The organism is Halosimplex carlsbadense 2-9-1, assembly GCF_000337455.1.
GTDB lineage: Archaea > Halobacteriota > Halobacteria > Halobacteriales > Haloarculaceae > Halosimplex > Halosimplex carlsbadense.
This window is the reverse complement of sequence record NZ_AOIU01000020.1, coordinates 1-15,639: the sequence shown is the minus strand read 5'-3', so window position 1 is coordinate 15,639 and position 15,639 is coordinate 1. Positions and strand designations below refer to the sequence as shown.

The following is a 15,639-nucleotide window of genomic DNA, read 5'->3' as shown; positions in this document are numbered from 1 at the left end:
CACTTCACTTGGCCGTGCCATCCCTCTGGCTGCCGCAGCGGTGGATGGCGTGAACGCGGAGCGGTCGAACAGGGTACAGGAATAGTACTGTCGGCTAGCGCCCAAAACGTGGTACGGGTGGAGCTGTATCACACCGCCCGGCACGTAGGGGGTACACTGCCGACGTCCCCGTGTTCGACATCCTCGATCACGCCGACCCAGCCGGCGGCAACCGGTCGATGGCGTGTCGCGGTGGCTACCGTGCTGTAGTTACGCACTCCACTTAATACTACAGGTAGCAACGTCTGACGCCCGTCACACGACCAAGATCCGCCTAACCGTAACCTTCATGCGGGTGCCGACTGAATTAGCACCCGTATCACACCGTCCGTCTGAGCTCCTGACTGGGGAAACCCGCAGGGGCGACACGACATTCAACCTCAGAGGGGAAACCCTCTGAGCAACGCTGTAAAGGAAGGGAACACCTTCCTGCTCATCGTACACCGGAACACGACACTTGGCCGTGTCCACGGTGCAGGCTTTTGTCCTGCACCCATCACTCACCTACCAAACAGCCAGCCGGCCGTCTACCAAAACAAGTGTCGCCAACGTCGGCGTGGTTAGATGTCCACGTCGCTGGCGTCGATCCGGTCGTCGACCTGATCCATTTTCCGGAGGCGCTCTTTCACCCGTTCCGGCGTCTCTGGCCCCATTTCCCCGGCCTCGACCGCGTCCATCTCCTGATTCATCCACGCTAGCACCAGCCGCTTCGCCTTCTCCCATTCTACCAGCATAGCCATCAACTGAGGATCCGTTCCAGCGTCGTCGAGGCGGCCCTTATCGTCAAGAGCGATCACAGCGGCTGCGGCGATGTCGAACCGGTCGAAGATTTCGTCTTCAGCGTCGACAGGAATCGTGATTTCGTCCAGCGGTGTGTCGGGTGGCGGGGCTTCGATTCGCTGGCTCATTGCCGTCAGGTTTGAGCGCCACCCAGTTAAGCATCCACCCCTGTCGTTTTCTGGGCGTGCTGAGGTCGTGTACGCCCGGATACTGGGATTGGCGGTTATAGAGAGAAGTCGGTGGGCGGAGATTGGTCACGCTTCTGCCGTCACGGCGTCGACATCGAACGGAACCCGGTCGCGATGCCGCCCGATGACCGTCGGGTTAATCCCGACCGCGTCCGCGACCGTGGCCTGACTCACCGCCCCATCGTCGCGCGCCGCGTAGTAGTACAGGACGGCGGCGGCCGTCCGCACGTCGATCTCTTCCGACCACTCCACGCCGTGTTCCTCGAGGAGGTCTTCGGCGCGGTCAAGACCACTATCAGCCCCGACGTCGTCGTGGATCCGCTCCATCAGGTCGCGAATGCTTTCCCGGCGCTGCTCCCGCTTGTCCTCCGACGTGACACCGGCCTCTGCTTGGATGTCCGTGTACAGGGCCGACACGGGCGGGCTGCTGACGTCGGCCGCATCGACGACATCGCCCTGCTTGATGGGAGCGGAGAGTTCGTCGATCGCGGCGTACAGCGCAGCAGCGGCGGCGACCTGCGGAGCGCGACCGTTCACGGCGTCCGGTGCGTTGTCGTATAGGGCGTGCGCCCGTGCAGTGACGTGGTCTTCGGCGTCAAGGGCGTCCCCAAACCGGTCGATGAAGGCGTGCGCGTCCCGGAGCTGGACGTCGATGGCGACGCGATCGACGACGCGGTCAGCCAGCCGGAACAAGCGGCCGGTATCCACGTCGACTACGTCCGCGATTTCGCGGGCGGCGATCGGACTGCCGGTCGCTCTAACGGCGGCGAACACGACCGCCGCGTACGTCTCCGGCTGGTCGGGGAGCTTCAACTGGTCGGGATCGGTGATGGTGTCTTCGAGCTGGTCGTAGATCTCTGCGGCGGCTTCGGCGTCGGCGTCGCTAACGGGGACGTCGGCGTCCCGGATCGTCTGGATCGTGTCGTGAAGCGTACTCTCACTCATCTAACGGGAACTACGCCACGTCGATATTTAAACCTTTATCGAAAGTGGGTGTATAGTGCGGACTTAAAAAACTACTGTTCCCGCCGGAAAGACGGTTTGCACGTCTTCTCACGGGTATTGTCGGGAATACCTTAACTATCTTGACAGATTAGAAACAGATGCGTTCCCGGTCAGGGAGCGTGCGTAGCTGTCAGGGTCAGGACAGTCGGGGGCCGTCCCCCGGAGTGCTTCTCTTCCACTTTTCACGTACAGTAGACCCCTCACTACCACGGCCTGCAGATACAGAGAAGCGTGTGATGGCCGCACCCGACGGCCGGTCAGCACCCGCGAACCCATTCGGGTGCTGCACGCGATCGTACACGCGGGACTGGTTTTAGACGTATCGACCGCGGGGGTCAGAGGAATCCGTCCCACGGTGTGGTGAGGACGACGTGGTCGAGGGGAACAGGCTGCCCGGACTGCTTACCGACCGCCGTCCACTTTCCGTTCACGTTGAACACGCGGTACCCGTTCGCCAGCTGGTACTCTTCGACGGTATCAGCTGGGACGTCGTCGGGGAACGCGGCCAGCTGTTCAGCACGCTGGGCCGGCCCGGCACCGGTGGTCTTGTTTTGGATGCGGGGTACGCCGGACGGCCGGGGGCGATGGCCGAATGCGTACGTCTCCCGCGCTCCGCCGACGGTGGCGGCCAGTACCGGAACTTCGCATAGACCGTGGACGGGCACGTACCGCGGGCCGTCGTCTTCGATCACCTCGATCACGTCGGATTGGATGGGGTCGGGCGTGGTGATCGGGATGCCGTCGTCGGTGGGTTCGTTTTCGATGACGCGGTAGAACACCCATTCGCGACCGGGGTCGTTGATTACTTCGAGATCGGACGTCGTCTCCATCAGCATCGCGCCTGCTCCGTCTGTGTCGGTGAACGTGTAATCGGATAGCGTTGCCATCATCGAAATATAATGAATCCTATATGTAAAAGAATTGACCTATGGGTGGTGGCCCGACCGGCCGCTGCCAGTGCTGGTCAACCGCTGTCGCCCACCGCGAACGGCACCCGCTCCCGATTCGTCCAGATCGATTGCGTACTCACGCCGGCGGCGTCCGCCACCTCTTCCTGCGACACGTCCACGCGGACGGCCTTGCAGGCGTAGTAGTAGAGGGCCGCCGCCGCAGTTGCCGCCTGTAACCCACGGAACCACGACGTGTCCTCCTCGAGGACGTCGACGGCCCGGTCGAACGCGACCGCTGGCACGCCCTGTTCACGGAGCTGGTCGTGGATTTGTTCAACGTTCTGCCGCACGGATTCCACGGTTGCTGGGGTGCGTTCCTTCTCCGTCGTGTGGATGTCCGCTGCCTCCTCGATGTCCACGTAGGCATCACGGAGTGCGGGCCCGCTGACACCGGCCACGTCCTCCACATCCCGGCGGCGGATCCCGGCGTCCTGTTCCCGAATTGCGGCGTACAGCGCAGCGGCAGCTGCCACACGCGGTGTCCTGTTGACTATCGCCCCTGATTCACGCCCGCGTTCGAGTAGGTCGTACGCCAGCCCGGCGACGCCCGGACTCACGCGGAGTTGTTCACAGTACCGTTCGAGGAATGCCTCCGGGTCGAGGCGGGAAACAGGCGTGTCCACCACGCCCGCGATCGCGTTCACCCGGCTGAGGAGATCGCCCACGGCCACCCCGACCGCGTCCGCGAACTCTCCCGCAGCGATCGCGTCACCTTCTGACCGTATGCCGGCGTACAGGCACGCGGCCAGCGTGTCGGGGTCGTGCGGGACGTGGCGGGCTTCACCGTCCACCCACTGGGACTGTAGCGTAGTGTACAGGTCGTGGGCGTGCTCTACCGCGTCCGTGGAGATGGTCACGCCAGCGTCCGCCGCCCGGTCGTGGACGTCACCGATGGTGGTGACGGGATCGGTCGTCATCGTTCGTCTGCTCTGCCGCGGTAGTCCCACGTGAGGCCGTCGCCGGTGCGTTTGACCATATAGACGTAAGGGCCGTGCGGGCAGCCGCCACAATCCTTCCCACAGGGCACCTTCTTGACGACACGTGTCCAGCCGGGTGACGCCTCTACGTCGACGTCGACGACTTCCTCATCGTCGTCGGCCAGTTCCTCTTCGTTGATTTCCGCCTGCAACTCTTCGATCCGCTCCCGGCTGTACTGGATGATGGCTTCGAGGCTGCGGACGTCTTGCCTGTCCAGCCCGTCGAGGATGTACTGCGGGATGTGTTCGCTGGGGTCGTCGAACTCCCCTGCGACCGGGGATTGCTCCGCGTCCGCGTGCTGTTCGGCGGTGGCGTCCGGGTCAGGGTCGGGGCCGCCCGTCATCTTACCAAACACGTCGAAGCCCGTTTCCTTCAAAGTTTGGTAAGAGGTTGGCCCCACCCCCGTCGGTTCCGATGAAAACACACCCCGTCTCTTGAATGAAAACCACCGTACGGCGAACCGACATCCGATACGCCACGACTGACCGGGTCGTGAATGAAAACCATCTCCGCCGGTTCCGGTGAACCCGGTGGTGTCAGACGAACGTCGTGCATAATCTTAAGAATATGGCTATGAATAGGTAGCCTGTGTGAATGAGCGACGACCAATTCGCGGCAGCCCTCGAAAAAGTGGACGCCGCACAACAAGAGTACGGCCAGCAGATCGGCCTCCGGGACGGACGGACGCCGTTCGCCAGCGAAAGCCTCCCGTCGGCACAGGTGTCGGTGCGCGTGAATCAAGACCTCCTGAAAGAGGTCGCATCGCACTTCATCAATCGTAGCGGGCACGTCTCTATCACGGACGAACCCGGCAGCGGGAAGAGTCATTTCCGCGACCTAGTGTACGACAGCCTCCAAAGCGGCGGGGCCAGCGACGATTTCGCGGTTGCGCGGATCCGTGAGATTGCGGACATCACGACGCGACGGCTGTACGTACGCGTCCTCGACGAACTCCAAGAAGCGGACGCCGTCGACGTACCCGACACCTACCCTCACGCGACGGACGACGTCCTCAGCGTCCTCGAGGACGTGAGCGACCAGTTGGAGGCGGAGGGGATGTGTTGCATCGTCCAGATTGACCAGCTCGAAGATGTCGCGTCGAACACGCGGACGTTCCGCGAACTCCTCAGCGGCCTCCAAGCGATCGGGGACTTAGGGGACGGCGAACCCACCTTCCTGCTGTTCCTGTTCGGCACGCCACGGGCATCAGAGCGGTTGGAGGAGCTCCGCGAAACGTTGGCGACGCGGTTCATCGCCAAGGACAGGGAGTTGGAGCGGTTCACGTACCCGGAGACTGCGGAACTGGTCGGTCGGTGGCTGTCGTGGGCACGGGGAGAGGAGTACGATGACGGCTACCCGATTGATCCGTTCACTAGCGGTGCGGTCGAGGCAATCGTGGAGCGCAGTGACGGAACACCCCGCTCCACCCGGCAGGAGTGCTTCCACGCATTCCGCGCCGGCGTCGAACAGTACGCGGACGGTGACGGTGTGGAGATCACGGCAGAGACGATCCGAACGTATGCTTGAGGTTATGATTAAGAATGAGTGAGAGCAATCCCTTCAGCGACGCGATGGATGAAGCAGCGGAAGAACAGGAACACGACGAAGACACGCCGGACGGCCCGGATAACGGCGATGGCGGGTTCGACGTCGACCAGTACTACGACCAGCTGGATACACGCGGGCAGCGTGACCACACGATCGGGATCGCGGTCACGGAGGAGATGAACCAGTTCTACAGCGAACTGAAGAAGGCCGACGACGTCGACGTCGATCCCGCCCAATCGATCCGGAACCACCTCGAGGACTTAGCCCGCCGTCATCCCGAAGTGTTCGAGAGGGCGATGCGGAAGTTGGAGATCGACCGCGAATACTGACTACTTCCGCTTGCCGTATCCCGGTGCCAGAAACGCCACAAATCCACGGAGCAGGCGGAAGAGGATCGGGAGGACGAACCACACGATACCCGCCAATACCAGCGCCATGAACGGCGTCGCGACGACGGTAAGGGCGTCGGGCCAGCCCTGCGCGGTCTGGTACGCGGTCAGACTCCCCGTGGTCGAGATGGTGACCCACCAGAGGAGGTCGCCAATCGTCTTGTTCTGGATGCGTTCGTTCAGTCCCATACTTGTAGGTATAGTTATGTTTTCATTCAACACGGAAAAGCGTGTAGCGACTCCGGGGTGCCCAGAAGAATACGGAAACCCGCCCTGAATCAAGAGCGGGACGTCAGCGATAACTCCACCTAAGCCCTGACCCCGTGACCGGGGCACTCAAACCCACGTCTGGCATCTCCGTAAAACTATCCCGAAACGGGCGAAAATGCCCTATACAAGCCTTAACGGTGGTGAACGGGTTTAATGAGGGATAGTCTCTACGCGTGCTGTATGGGTGACGGTGTTGACACAGACGACCGACGGGAGATCAACGAACTACTCTCCGAAATGGACGACGACACGCTCGAACGCGCTCACCTCGAACTTCGCCGCCTGACGCGCGACGTCGAGAACGATCCTCACCCCACGTACATCAACGGACGTCGAACAGTAGCCGACCTCAACCGACTCCTAGCTACCGTGATCCGGGACACGGACGACCTCACCACGATTAAACACGCATCGGCGGTGCTGGACGTCCTTCCACGCGCCTCGAAAGCATTAGAGCGATGGCAGGAAGACCTCCCGCCGGGTGACCGGAACAACTCCGGGGCCGGGCGGGATTAGTGACGGCAGTCGTACTGCTCCCGTGCCTCTTCCTCGAGGACGTGGTAGCAGTCGAAACAGGGCAGCGGGTCGTCCGCCGTTTCGCGGGGGCCGGGGCACCAGTCCCGGTCGCACGCCGTGTCGTCGGTGGTGATAAAGTTGGTTAGCGTAACGTTGCCTTCATCAGCGTGGGCGTTCTGCGTTGACATTGCTTGCTCACTTTCAAGGGGGCAAGCGCGGTCGCGTGTCCTTAGCACCCCTATCACGCGGCCTTTCTACAGGCGACCACCGCGCTTCCTTACCTACAGGTATGTATCCCCACCCCTGTAAAAACTTGGACTTTTGACATTTTCTAGAGTTCAACCGGGGACGGCACCGGCGTCGAACACGATAAAATGCTTAGAAGAGGCCGGTGAGCAGGCCGCGCGACGCACGACTGTCGTAATCGCTGTAATCAGCCCATTCGGGCCAGTCCGGATGACGGCCGACGTCCTGTTGGTGGTTCCCGGTCAGCTCCTGATACAGGGCGTACCAGACCTGCCGGGGCGGGTACGTCGGATCCACGTCCGCAACGCGGAACCCGTGCAGGGGCGTCCACACGACCCGCCACTCTCCACTGAACCCGTCGAACTGCCCGTTGGAATTGTACTCGAACTGGCCGGTGGCTTCCACGCGGTTACTATCCTCCGTCACTTCGTCGACATCGACGTCGACCCACGGCGACGCGATCGGTGTGTTCAACGCGGCGTCGTACTCCGTAATCGCTGCCGCACGCGCCCGGAGAACGTCCATTCGGGTGTCCGCGTCGACGTGCGCCAGTGCGTCGTACCACGGGATATTCCCGTCCCATTCCTCCTCTGGCTCGATGCCTTCGAGTTGGTCACCGATGGCCAGTTCGCCCGGGAGGTGCTGGCGGAAGTGAGTCACGGTCTGCATCTCCCCGTCGTCAAGGTAGACGTTAAGGCGGTTATTCCAGAGTCGGTGATTGACGGCGATTCCGTGGATGTTTTCGACGTGCTGTTCGAGGACGCTGGCAACCCGGTCGTCCAGCTCGACCGTGGATCCATCCTCGAGAGTGACTTCTCCAGCGTCGGCGTCGAACTCACCGCGGATTTCGTCTTCACCGTCATCGGGGGTGTACAGCACCACGACGCCGCCCGTGCGCAGCACGGCCGGGGTGAGCGTCGCGGTATCGGTGTGGACTGACTGTTCGGACTTGGTGACGATTTCGTATTGGTTCTTCATCACGTAATGTAACTAACATATTGAATGTTAAATACATTACCCAAAAGTGGGTAGGAGTGGGCGATACCCGACCGGCAGTCAGCACAAGAGATCGAACGGATCGAAACTGGGCACCCGGTCGTGCTGCACACGGATGATCTGGGTACTGACGCCAGCCGCGTCCGCGACATCCTCCTGCGTGACATCGACGTCAACCCCTGCCGCAGCCGCGACCCGGTAGTACAGGCACGCCGCCGCAACCTCTACCGTCATATCCGCCCACCAGTCATCACCGTGTTCGCTCAGCACCCGTTCAGCGGCCTCCACGCAGGACTCCGGGGCGCGACCGATCCGACTGTGGATCGTCTCCACGTGGTTGAGGACGTCTTCGGTTTGGCCGACGACACTGTGGTCGTGCCGGCCGCGGAGATGCGGGGAGCTGCTAACCCCGGCGGCGTCAAGGCACGCATCACGGACGTCCCGGCTGACGCCGGCGGCGGCGTCGTTGAGTGCATCGACCGTCACGTCCGCGTCTTCGATCACGCCGGCGGCGTGGATCGCGCTGGCGGCGACGACGTCTGCTTGGTGAGTGTCGGTCACGTCATCGTCCACTTCCTCGAGCAGGGTGATTGCCTGTTCCCGGATGTCACTGTCCATGCCGACCGCGTCGCAGATTCCAGCAATCTCAGAATGCATATCTGACATACGTTTGATACTATTCTTCTCACATCAAATAGAAATGTCGGTCTAAGGGGTGGTAGCGCCGGCTCCACGCTGTTTCACCGTCAGCGCGTCACACTACCCGGTTCGTATGCTTATCCTTATTCTTAACCATAGGCAGGCGGCGGGACGACCCACCCACCTAATACTTACGCCAAGCGACAAGTACAGCGACGACGACGCACGGACTGTGACTGAAACCGACCCTGACAAACTCGAACGCGCACGCGATGGGCTGGCCGACCTCCACGCGATGATAGAGGAGATCCGTGAGGAACACCCGATGCGTGAGACGACACGCCGCGCGGAGCGCGTCCTTCGCGGGCTGGACGCCGCCGAACTGGTGCTGGACGACTGGGAGGACTACGAACCAGTCCCGGACTCCCACCTGACCCACGACGACGTCCGTGACCGCCTCACCGAAATCGTCAACGACTGCAACAGGGTTGCCGATGATGACGCGGTGCGGGACGATCCGGACGTCCGCCCGTACGTGGAGATGGCGGAATTCATCTTGTTCAACGCGGTGGAGAGCGAACCCGAATCACCCGGTGGGGTGTACCGGGAGTCCCTCCGGCTGGCCGCACTGGCGCTTGAGCACGCACGGGACGCGACGGATGATTACACGGCTATGGAAGAGGTCGAGGAAGTCATCGTCGCGATCGACGACATCCAACGCGCCCTGTTCAACGCCGGCGATCTGGCCGCCGGGTAGAACCCGGCGCATAATCACGGCTGGAACGGTGAATATTCGGCACTACCCCCGGTGGTTGCGTCGCTGAAAACCCGTCGTCGCGTCGATCCTCCTGCCCTCCGGTGTGTTAGACGCCGTCCTGTCGGAACCGCTCTATCTCTACGCTGGTGATGTCGTCGTAGTCGTCGTCGGCCCCGACGTACGCGGTCGCGTCCCATTCGGCGGCGGTCGCTAGCGTATAGGCGTCACCCAGCGCGACGGTATGGTCGCGTTTGAACGCGGCCGCCTCCCGCCACACCGTTTCTGCGTCGACGACCGTGAACCAGTTCCGGATGCGGTCGACGTACGCGGACGCCTGTTCCGGGTCGTCGCGGGCGCACACGTACTCCACCTCCGTGCAGGTGACGGTGCTGATCGCGCCGTCGCGGTGGCCGGTTTCGACCTCCTCGAGGACGTCGTCCACGGTGTCGGCACCCGCTTCGTCCCAGTAGTACGCAATCAACGGTTCGGCGTCAACAACGATGTCGTCGACGGCCATCCGTCACTCCCCGTCCCCGCGGTCGCGTTCGAGCCGTTCGTCGCGCTCCCGGTCTTTCTCCCGGCTTTCGTCGAGGATGTCCGTTCCACGGCGGTCGCTACTGGCGGCGCCACGGAACTCCCGCAGCGACGGGACGGGTTCGACGACGATCTCCCCGTCTTCGTTTTCGTGGATTCGCACCTTGCCCGGCGTCGTGATTCCGTACTTTTCGCGCAACTGCTTGGGGATCGTCGCCTGCCCCTTTTCGGACACGCTCACGACACGCCCCTCTTCTCCGTTGTCCGATGCAGTATTACTCATACAAGTAATACTCCACGCGCTCTTACTTCACGGTTGCGGTTACGCTGACTTCGAGAGTACTGAGAGTGGTCAAAGAGGAAGGTAGCCCGCCGCCGCAACGATGATGACCGCGTCGTAGAGGCCGTGAATCAACGCGACCACTCCAAGATGACGGGTTCGGTGATACACGATTCCTAGAATGCCTCCACCAACAGCGACGCAGGCCACGTACACCACAACCGTGAGGTCGATACTGCCAAGCGGAACCGCGTGCAGCACGGCGAACACGATCGTGGAGACCCCGACACCCGTTCTCCAATCAGACGCCCGGGAAATCGCGTCCATCAGGATACCACGGAACAGTAGTTCCTCGACTGGCCCAATCAACAGGATCGCGACCAGCACACCGGCAATGACGGCGGACGGGGGAGAACCAGATGTGTGCGGCACCATCAGAGAGACCGGGATGTCGATGGTTGCGGCGATGGTCATACCCAGCCACGTCAGTGCATACATCCCCGTCACTGTCCCCACAATCACGGGAATATGCCGACGTCGAGGATGGACGCGGAAACTGTCAGTAAACCCGGCTGCGGTGGCGAACGCGATGCCAGCTGCGAATGCACACAGACACCCGCACGCCACCACCACGAACAAGCCGATGTCCCCGCCGGTGAGCCATCGGACAAAGGCCATCGTGCCGAACAGAGCGCCAAGCACGATGCCGACAACGGCAGCTGTCACGGCGGCGGCGCGGGGCCATCCCGGTTTCGTGACCGATTCGACCACTCTACTAAACATATTATATTTTACATTAATTACTTTACAATACAGCGGTATAATCGTATCGCGTCGCCGGGGGAGAGTCGCCTACAGATCGATGTCCGCGTTGGTGTCTAGTTCGAGTCCCACGTCCTCTTCGTCGAGGACGTCGTCCGGAATGCCCTCCGGCTCACTGGGCCAGCACGTGTCACAGTACTCCGCCGGTTCCGGCGCGTCGCTCCACGCGGTCAAGTCGTGCGTTCGGCGGTCGTCGCAGTCGTAGTCCGTGTACCCCCGGCCCGCGTGACGGTGGATGACGCCGTCCTCATCGACGATGACGTCGCCCTGCCACTCTCCCGTCTCCCACATAATCAGGTCGTGCTCTCGAAGGATGAACGGCGGGATGTACACGGCCTGCGTGCCGTCGCCCGTGCCGCTGGCGTCGGTGTTGCCGATCGGCTGGGTGTGCGCGATTTCGCCTTCGGCCAGTAGCCGCGCCAGCTTCCGCCCGTTGATTAGGCAGATGTACTCCAGCGCCGGGACGTACTCATCGTCGTTGCGGTGGCCGTCGGGGACGGGCGCGTGAACGCCGAACGCGTACGCAACAGGCGGTTCGACGGCGTCCATCCGGTGCGCCCGGACTAGCTTGTGGTACTCCGACTGGTTGCCGCCGCCCGTCCCGTAGCGAATCGAGAAGCCGGTCAGCTCATCCTCACGTCGTTCACGGACGCGCTGCGGGATCGATAGGGGAGGGTGGTCGCGGTCGATCACCAGCCAGTCCGTTCCCGCGATGTCGATCACGCGAAGCCCGCGCTGCAGCTCCGTTTCTTCGCCGCCGTCTGCGACGATGTTCTTCGTCGATTCTTCGGGGCAGACCACCACATCGGCGTCGTGGAACACGCCTTCGATCACGTCGCGGAACTGTTCGCGGAATGCTTCCGACCGGGTCATCTCAAGGGCCATATCCTCCTCACTCCGTACGCCGTCGACGGCGATGCCGTCGCCACGGGTGATGTTCTCCGTGTCGCTGTCAGCGTCGCCAGCGTCCGTGTCGAGGGTGGGGCGTTCGGCCGGCGGGAGGGCTAGGTACTCCCCCATAGACAGGCCGTCGACGACTTCGCGGTCGCGGTCGGCCCCCGCGTCAGGTTCCTCATCGGTGTCGGCGGGCTGGTCGTCGTCGCCAGCGTCCGGGGCGTCGCGTTCCGTGCTGGCACTCCCGCTCGAGCCGGTCGTTTCGTCGTACTCCGGGGGCTGGGCTAGCGGGTGGGTGTCGTTGGAGTTCTGTTCGGCGTCAGTGTCGTCAGAGCTGGTTTGCGTCTTGTCAGGGTCACCTCCTTTGTTAGCGGTGTTCTGGGTCATTGGTAGGTCGTCGGGTGCGGCGGGTGCGTGGTCTGTGTGCGTGCCGTGGTGGCACGTGTCTAGTACCAGATTCGCAGATAACTCTGCTAATCTGTGTATCTGATACCACGCGCCTGCCTTCACCTACAAATAGTTGCCTGTTTAACTTAAACCCTTCCCGATAGTGGATGAACCAAGTAGGCAAGCCTTTATATGGATATATGAAGGCAGATAGAACTGCTAATCAGCGGTGCTACTCCACCATACAGCACCCAAAATCCGTCCTCCTATTCGATCGAACTCCGAAAACGACCGCGAAACCCCCTGATTCGACCGTCTAAGACTGGGATGGCCGCCGAAAACACCCGAATAAACTCCATCTCGATATACACATTTCGCGCCCCCACCCGGTGACGGTGTCGCGGACTACTCCCCGTCGTCGTTCTCCTGCAGCGGCGGGGTAACGCCCGGCGGGTACGTCGCCTGTTCGCGCACCCGGTCACGGGACGCCCGCTTCTCCTGCTGCACCTGCTCTATGACGTCCGGGTGTTCGCTGGCGTACTCCACGGCGGCGTCGACGGCGTCGACGTCGAGGTTGAACAGGTGGGCGACCTGTTCGCGGTCGCCGTCGTGGGCTTCGAGCTGGCCGACGACGTGATGGACGCCGATCCGCCGCCCCCGGACGCGTGGCTGGCCGTCCATCACGTCCGCATCGCGGGCGATCTCCCCGCTCATACGGAGGTAATGGCCGTCTGCGGTCTTAACGATGGGTGGCTGACCGTACTGGAGCGTTCACGTGCGTGCCAGTCACGTGTTTTAAACAATCAGGTTCGTATCCTATCAGTATGGAACAAGACCCCAAACAACCGATTGTCGGCCAGTTCGCCCTCTGGGTCAGCGACCTCGATCTCCCCCGGTCGTACTGGCTGCTTCTACTGACCAATCACGGGGTGTACGACAGCGAAAACACCCGCATCCAGCGCCTCCTCAAGAAAGCAGAGGACGGTCTGGAGATGACTTCGATAATGGGGTCGATTATGGGTCGGCGCAGTCGGTTGGAGGTCACACTGGACTTCTTCATCTGGCTGTACGAAGAAGACGAAACGGTCTGTTTCCGAATGATGAGGTACATCTACGACGACTTCAAGGACGATGATGACTCTCCTGACCCCTATGACCACGTCGACCGGTTGGAGGAAATGGAGGAAGGGAACGGCAACGGGGAACTCCCCGCGATCGATCCGGACGACATCGTGCCGGCGACGCCGCGCGTGTTCGGCAGCAATCAGGAGGTCGAATTCTACGTCCGCACCAAGAATCGTGTCGCTCAGGCTTCTGAAGAGGTCTTCATCATCGACGCCTACGCCGACGAAGAATCCATCGTGTATCTCAAACAGGCCCCTGAAGACGTCGACAAGCGGATTCTGACACAGGGCCGGAAAGAGGATCTAACTGATGCTGCGGAGAAGCTAGTCCAGCACTCTGATCACCGGATCGAGGTGCGGCGGAGCAGTAAGTCGCACGACCGCCTCCTGTTCGTCGATAACCAGTGCTTCGCTGTCGGGAACTCACTCCACGCCGCCGGCAGCGATCCGACGTACGTGGTGGAGTTCGAGTCAACGGAGAAATTCCGCCAGCCGTGGGAAGACGTGTGGGACGACGCGGAAGAATACGCGGTCTTCGAGTAACCCTAAGCAAGTCGAGGAGGGGTGGTCGCTCATCGGTGCCGCCGATCGCGGCTACTCCTGACTGCAGTACTCATCCCGCCACTGCCACCGATCGTCGTCATCGATGTCCCCGCGCTCGATTTCATCAACGGTCGCGCAAAGGTCTTCGACGCCCCCACGAACGGCCTCCACGTCCCGGAACCTGTCCTTCATTCCGTCCTCAATCAGATCGTCCAGTGCCCGTTCAAGCGTCCGCTCTGCAGCCTCGAGTCGGGCAGTCACGTACCGTGGCCACGGATCACCGTGCTCTACACGGAGCAAAAGCGTGTGCGACGCTGCAACGCGGGCTGATGCGGATGGGTGTTCTGGCTCGAGGTCTTTCTGTATCTCTTCAAGTTCTTCGTATAGCCGCTGGGCGGTTGTGTCCACTTCTTCGCGACTGATTGGCACCATACCTCCCGTATCGGCGGCCACATTATTACCATTTTTCTTATGTATAGTGTCGGGCATTGGCGCTACAAGGGGGGTTTGAACGGATGGAGGCATGACATAATCACCGACCGTCGCGTAGCACGTACAGGTAGGAGAGAACCACCCCAATCACGCCCGCGCACACGCTGAACGCCAGCAAAGCGGCGTCCGTCCAATCCGCCACGAACTGTCCGGTCGCGTTGTACAGAGGGTCGCCTGCCTCGACCGTCGACGACCCCATAAGCGCGTTCATCCCCGCGAAACCCGCAAACAGGATGACCACAACCACGACGAACAGGAGGATCTGCCCCGACAAGTCACGTCCCCGACCGGTCATACCCACGTGTTGACCGCCGCCCGCCAAAGGTGTCCCGTCCGCACCCCTATCGGTTTCTTCTCCGGGTCAGTCAGCGTCGCCAACGATTCCCTCGAAGGATTCGACCGATGCATCGCGTTCCTCGAACACGGCCTGCACGACGCCGTCTGGCGTCCCCTCCCACGATAGGACATCGACAGTGGCCGCCCGCCGACAAAGGTGGAACGCGACGTTCTCCAACTCAACTAGATCCACGTCGACGTCGTCGCGGCCGGGATCGTCGGCGGCCCGTAGAGGTACTTTCGCCCGCACCCACGGGCCAAAATCCCCGTCACCGGCCGGCGCGACGTACGTGTCCGCGTGGTCGTCGCGAAGCCGGAGGACATCCCGACCGTCGGCCACGTGTTCCACGCCAGAATCGTTCGCGACGGCCCGTTCCGGGTTCCACGGCTGGCGGCCACCCATTCCGTCCAGCTGATCGTCGATCGTCCGCTCCAACCGGGCACGTTCAACGTCAAGGACATCGGCGGCGATCTCTGGGGCTGTTTCCCGGTCGAACAGCCCCGGTTCGTAGATCGTCTCCCACTTCCCTGTGAGGCTGGTGAGCTGGCGCGCTACCTGTGGTGGGAGGCAGACGCGGACGCTGGGGTGTTCGTTGCCGGTCGTCAGCCCCAGCCGCAGCTCCCCGTCGTCACCATAGCCGCGGTCGTCGACGCGCTCTACCCGGAGTTCGTGGCCGGCGTAGTAGTCGCTGAACCGGCTGGTGAGTCGGTGGACGTCGTCCTCGAGATGGTGGAGGTAGACGACGGCCCACACGTTCCCCTCCCGTTCGACGTGTTCGACGCAGCCTTCGATCTGATTCAGTATAGGATCGTCGACAAGACCGTCGTCGTGGGTGATTCGATGCTCTACCCGGCCGGCGTGCTGGCCGCCGCAAACCGGGCAGTCCTGTTCATCTGACATCGTGATTATGTATGTGGGATTAGAC

22 protein-coding genes are annotated in these 15,639 nt (G+C 62.0%); 5 read left to right on the top strand and 17 right to left on the bottom strand.

Annotation, left to right across the window (positions count from 1 at the left end):
- Positions 1-599: 599 nt before the first annotated feature.
- From C475_RS08755 to C475_RS08735, 5 genes are all read right to left on the bottom strand, one after another.
- Positions 600-947, bottom strand: a complete 348-nt coding sequence (locus tag C475_RS08755) for a hypothetical protein (RefSeq protein ID WP_006883453.1) — start codon at positions 945-947, stop codon at positions 600-602.
- Positions 948-1,073: 126 nt separating this feature from the next.
- Positions 1,074-1,952 carry a transcription factor TFIIB cyclin-related protein gene (locus tag C475_RS08750; RefSeq protein ID WP_006883452.1) on the bottom strand — a complete coding sequence of 293 codons (879 nt, stop codon included), beginning with the start codon at positions 1,950-1,952 and terminating at the stop codon, positions 1,074-1,076.
- Positions 1,953-2,347: 395 nt separating this feature from the next.
- Positions 2,348-2,899, bottom strand: a complete 552-nt coding sequence (locus C475_RS08745; RefSeq protein ID WP_152436364.1) for a hypothetical protein — start codon at positions 2,897-2,899, stop codon at positions 2,348-2,350.
- Positions 2,900-2,976: 77 nt separating this feature from the next.
- Complete coding sequence (locus C475_RS08740) at positions 2,977-3,879, bottom strand: transcription initiation factor IIB family protein (RefSeq protein ID WP_006883450.1); 903 nt, start codon at positions 3,877-3,879, stop codon at positions 2,977-2,979.
- Complete coding sequence (locus C475_RS08735) at positions 3,876-4,283, bottom strand: hypothetical protein (protein WP_006883449.1); 408 nt, start codon at positions 4,281-4,283, stop codon at positions 3,876-3,878. Before C475_RS08735 ends, C475_RS08740 begins: the two co-directional genes overlap by 4 nt.
- Before the next feature lie 251 nt (positions 4,284-4,534).
- Here C475_RS08735 and C475_RS08730 point away from each other — a divergent pair, with 251 nt between their 5' ends.
- Positions 4,535-5,467, top strand: a complete 933-nt coding sequence (locus C475_RS08730; protein WP_006883448.1) for an ATP-binding protein — start codon at positions 4,535-4,537, stop codon at positions 5,465-5,467.
- 14 nt (positions 5,468-5,481) lie between these two features.
- Positions 5,482-5,817: a hypothetical protein gene (locus C475_RS08725; protein WP_006883447.1), complete on the top strand. Its 336-nt coding sequence runs from the start codon at positions 5,482-5,484 to the stop codon at positions 5,815-5,817.
- On the opposite strand, the gene C475_RS08720 is transcribed toward C475_RS08725, so the two are convergent.
- The gene (locus tag C475_RS08720) at positions 5,818-6,066 is read right to left on the bottom strand and encodes a hypothetical protein (RefSeq protein WP_006883446.1); all 249 of its coding nucleotides are present in this window, start codon (positions 6,064-6,066) and stop codon (positions 5,818-5,820) included. It abuts the gene before it with no gap.
- 261 nt (positions 6,067-6,327) lie between these two features.
- Here C475_RS08720 and C475_RS08715 point away from each other — a divergent pair, with 261 nt between their 5' ends.
- Complete coding sequence (locus C475_RS08715) at positions 6,328-6,663, top strand: hypothetical protein (RefSeq protein WP_049930347.1); 336 nt, start codon at positions 6,328-6,330, stop codon at positions 6,661-6,663.
- Here the strand turns inward: C475_RS08715 and C475_RS08710 are convergent.
- The 3 genes from C475_RS08710 to C475_RS08700 all read right to left on the bottom strand — a co-directional run bounded on the left by C475_RS08710 (position 6,660) and on the right by C475_RS08700 (position 8,523).
- On the bottom strand, positions 6,660-6,851 hold the full coding sequence (locus C475_RS08710; protein WP_006883445.1) for a hypothetical protein: 192 nt from the start codon (positions 6,849-6,851) through the stop codon (positions 6,660-6,662). The two genes, C475_RS08715 and C475_RS08710, sit on opposite strands and share 4 nt — an antisense overlap.
- 190 nt (positions 6,852-7,041) lie before the next feature.
- A complete protein-coding gene (locus tag C475_RS08705; RefSeq protein WP_006883444.1) occupies positions 7,042-7,887 on the bottom strand; it encodes a hypothetical protein in 846 nt (281 codons plus the stop codon).
- 78 nt (positions 7,888-7,965) lie between these two features.
- On the bottom strand, positions 7,966-8,523 hold the full coding sequence (locus C475_RS08700) for a P-loop NTPase family protein (protein WP_152436363.1): 558 nt from the start codon (positions 8,521-8,523) through the stop codon (positions 7,966-7,968).
- Between the two features lie 154 nt (positions 8,524-8,677).
- Here C475_RS08700 and C475_RS08695 point away from each other — a divergent pair, with 154 nt between their 5' ends.
- The gene (locus C475_RS08695) at positions 8,678-9,301 is read left to right on the top strand and encodes a hypothetical protein (RefSeq protein ID WP_049930345.1); all 624 of its coding nucleotides are present in this window, start codon (positions 8,678-8,680) and stop codon (positions 9,299-9,301) included.
- 106 nt (positions 9,302-9,407) lie between these two features.
- On the opposite strand, the gene C475_RS08690 is transcribed toward C475_RS08695, so the two are convergent.
- The 5 genes from C475_RS08690 to C475_RS08670 form a co-directional block, all read right to left on the bottom strand.
- Positions 9,408-9,818: a type II toxin-antitoxin system VapC family toxin gene (locus C475_RS08690; protein WP_006883441.1), complete on the bottom strand. Its 411-nt coding sequence runs from the start codon at positions 9,816-9,818 to the stop codon at positions 9,408-9,410.
- Between the two features lie 3 nt (positions 9,819-9,821).
- Entirely contained in the window at positions 9,822-10,118 is a 297-nt protein-coding gene (locus C475_RS08685) for an AbrB/MazE/SpoVT family DNA-binding domain-containing protein (protein ID WP_049930343.1), read from the bottom strand.
- 69 nt (positions 10,119-10,187) lie between these two features.
- A complete protein-coding gene (locus C475_RS08680) occupies positions 10,188-10,886 on the bottom strand; it encodes a CPBP family intramembrane glutamic endopeptidase (RefSeq protein ID WP_049930340.1) in 699 nt (232 codons plus the stop codon).
- A gap of 81 nt (positions 10,887-10,967) precedes the next feature.
- Positions 10,968-12,218, bottom strand: coding sequence for a hypothetical protein (locus C475_RS08675; RefSeq protein ID WP_006883438.1), 1,251 nt, complete (start codon positions 12,216-12,218; stop codon positions 10,968-10,970).
- A 405-nt stretch (positions 12,219-12,623) separates the two neighbouring features.
- Positions 12,624-12,932, bottom strand: coding sequence for a DUF433 domain-containing protein (locus C475_RS08670; protein WP_006883437.1), 309 nt, complete (start codon positions 12,930-12,932; stop codon positions 12,624-12,626).
- A 110-nt stretch (positions 12,933-13,042) separates the two neighbouring features.
- Between C475_RS08670 and C475_RS08665 the strand changes: the two genes are divergently transcribed.
- Entirely contained in the window at positions 13,043-13,885 is an 843-nt protein-coding gene (locus tag C475_RS08665) for a hypothetical protein (RefSeq protein WP_006883436.1), read from the top strand.
- Between the two features lie 51 nt (positions 13,886-13,936).
- Here C475_RS08665 and C475_RS23070 read toward each other — a convergent pair whose 3' ends face one another.
- The 3 genes from C475_RS23070 to C475_RS23065 form a co-directional block, all read right to left on the bottom strand.
- Complete coding sequence (locus C475_RS23070) at positions 13,937-14,374, bottom strand: hypothetical protein (protein ID WP_152436362.1); 438 nt, start codon at positions 14,372-14,374, stop codon at positions 13,937-13,939.
- A 43-nt stretch (positions 14,375-14,417) separates the two neighbouring features.
- Positions 14,418-14,672: a hypothetical protein gene (locus C475_RS08655; RefSeq protein WP_006883434.1), complete on the bottom strand. Its 255-nt coding sequence runs from the start codon at positions 14,670-14,672 to the stop codon at positions 14,418-14,420.
- 66 nt (positions 14,673-14,738) lie between these two features.
- Positions 14,739-15,639: hypothetical protein (locus C475_RS23065; protein ID WP_204366157.1), on the bottom strand; the 901-nt coding region annotated here is incomplete at its 5' end.

Bases quoted from the DNA above. Each gene is read 5' to 3' on its own strand.
- C475_RS08755 (WP_006883453.1), bottom strand. From the start codon at position 947: ATGAGCCAGCGAATCGAAGCCCCGCCACCCGACACACCGCTGGACGAA.
- C475_RS08750 (WP_006883452.1), bottom strand. From the start codon at position 1,952: ATGAGTGAGAGTACGCTTCACGACACGATCCAGACGATCCGGGACGCC.
- C475_RS08745 (WP_152436364.1), bottom strand. From the start codon at position 2,899: ATGGCAACGCTATCCGATTACACGTTCACCGACACAGACGGAGCAGGC.
- C475_RS08740 (WP_006883450.1), bottom strand. From the start codon at position 3,879: ATGACGACCGATCCCGTCACCACCATCGGTGACGTCCACGACCGGGCG.
- C475_RS08735 (WP_006883449.1), bottom strand. From the start codon at position 4,283: ATGACGGGCGGCCCCGACCCTGACCCGGACGCCACCGCCGAACAGCAC.
- C475_RS08730 (WP_006883448.1), top strand. From the start codon at position 4,535: ATGAGCGACGACCAATTCGCGGCAGCCCTCGAAAAAGTGGACGCCGCA.
- C475_RS08725 (WP_006883447.1), top strand. From the start codon at position 5,482: ATGAGTGAGAGCAATCCCTTCAGCGACGCGATGGATGAAGCAGCGGAA.
- C475_RS08720 (WP_006883446.1), bottom strand. From the start codon at position 6,066: ATGGGACTGAACGAACGCATCCAGAACAAGACGATTGGCGACCTCCTC.
- C475_RS08715 (WP_049930347.1), top strand. From the start codon at position 6,328: ATGGGTGACGGTGTTGACACAGACGACCGACGGGAGATCAACGAACTA.
- C475_RS08710 (WP_006883445.1), bottom strand. From the start codon at position 6,851: ATGTCAACGCAGAACGCCCACGCTGATGAAGGCAACGTTACGCTAACC.
- C475_RS08705 (WP_006883444.1), bottom strand. From the start codon at position 7,887: ATGAAGAACCAATACGAAATCGTCACCAAGTCCGAACAGTCAGTCCAC.
- C475_RS08700 (WP_152436363.1), bottom strand. From the start codon at position 8,523: ATGGACAGTGACATCCGGGAACAGGCAATCACCCTGCTCGAGGAAGTG.
- C475_RS08695 (WP_049930345.1), top strand. From the start codon at position 8,678: ATGCTTATCCTTATTCTTAACCATAGGCAGGCGGCGGGACGACCCACC.
- C475_RS08690 (WP_006883441.1), bottom strand. From the start codon at position 9,818: ATGGCCGTCGACGACATCGTTGTTGACGCCGAACCGTTGATTGCGTAC.
- C475_RS08685 (WP_049930343.1), bottom strand. From the start codon at position 10,118: ATGAGTAATACTGCATCGGACAACGGAGAAGAGGGGCGTGTCGTGAGC.
- C475_RS08675 (WP_006883438.1), bottom strand. From the start codon at position 12,218: ATGACCCAGAACACCGCTAACAAAGGAGGTGACCCTGACAAGACGCAA.
- C475_RS08670 (WP_006883437.1), bottom strand. From the start codon at position 12,932: ATGAGCGGGGAGATCGCCCGCGATGCGGACGTGATGGACGGCCAGCCA.
- C475_RS08665 (WP_006883436.1), top strand. From the start codon at position 13,043: ATGGAACAAGACCCCAAACAACCGATTGTCGGCCAGTTCGCCCTCTGG.
- C475_RS23070 (WP_152436362.1), bottom strand. From the start codon at position 14,374: ATGCCCGACACTATACATAAGAAAAATGGTAATAATGTGGCCGCCGAT.
- C475_RS08655 (WP_006883434.1), bottom strand. From the start codon at position 14,672: ATGACCGGTCGGGGACGTGACTTGTCGGGGCAGATCCTCCTGTTCGTC.